The 492-nt window shown below is 63.2% G+C and carries 1 protein-coding gene; it reads right to left on the reverse strand.

Features of this window, described 5'->3' with window-relative positions:
* A partial coding sequence (locus P3L18_RS28165) for an HNH endonuclease signature motif containing protein (RefSeq protein ID WP_276116004.1) occupies window positions 1-492 on the reverse strand: 492 nt, incomplete at both ends.

Consider the following 492-nt stretch of genomic DNA (forward strand, 5'->3'; position numbering starts at 1 on the left):
TGATGTCCCATCCGTGGTGGTGGACGTCGTCGTGGCAGCTGGTGCAGAGTAGGCATCCGTTGTCGAGGTCGGTGGGCCCACCATCGGCCCAATGCTCGAGGTTGTGTCCTTGGCAGCGTCCGGCGTGTGCACCGCATTTGATGCACCCGCGATCCCGCACCAACAACGCTTTCCGTTGGCCGGGGGTGAACAACCGTTCCTGGCGTCCGAGGTCGAGGGGTACGCCGTCGGTGTTGAGGATGATTTTGGTGATGGTGGTGTCGCACGACAACAACTTGGCGGTGGCTTCGGTGATGGCACCCATGTTCTGCAAATCGCCGCCGAGTGCCGGGTTGTCCGCCGACCAGGTCCACAACAACCCGTTGGTCGGTTTCTCCGAGAAGGTGGTGTCGGCCAAACCTTGTGCCGCCAACTCCACGATCGTTTCGAACGCGGCCGCACAGATCTGTTCGGGTGTCCGCGGATCCGGCGACCCGTCGGGCTGGGGCTTGG

This window comes from Gordonia sp. N1V, from assembly GCF_029269935.1.
Taxonomy (GTDB): Bacteria; Actinomycetota; Actinomycetes; order Mycobacteriales; family Mycobacteriaceae; genus Gordonia; species Gordonia polyisoprenivorans.